Annotated in this window: 1 protein-coding gene; it reads right to left on the bottom strand. The window is 66.6% G+C overall.

Features of this window, described 5'->3' with window-relative positions; translation table 11 throughout:
- The coding region (locus tag UK12_RS35455) for an Hsp70 family protein (protein WP_045307344.1) at positions 1-287 on the bottom strand (287 nt) is incomplete at both ends.

Here is a 287-nt window from a genome sequence, read left to right as displayed (position 1 = left end):
GGGGCCGGCGGCAGGCCGGTCAGCTCGAACATGCCGAGCTTCTTGTTGTACGCGGCGATCTCGCGCTCGCCCTGGTAGACCTGGATCTGCACGGACGGCTGGTTGTCCTCGGCCGTGGTGAAGATCTCCGAGCGCTTGGTCGGGATCGTGGTGTTGCGCTCGATCAGCTTGGTCATGATGCCGCCCTTGGTCTCGATGCCGAGGGACAGCGGGGTGACGTCGAGCAGCAGGACGTCCTTGACCTCACCCTTGAGGACACCGGCCTGCAGGGCGGCGCCGATGGCGAC

Source organism: Saccharothrix sp. ST-888 (assembly GCF_000955975.1).
In the GTDB taxonomy this organism is placed as follows: Bacteria; Actinomycetota; Actinomycetes; order Streptomycetales; family Streptomycetaceae; genus Kitasatospora.
Note: the sequence above shows the minus strand (reverse complement) of the source record. Positions and strands in the feature narration are given on the sequence as shown.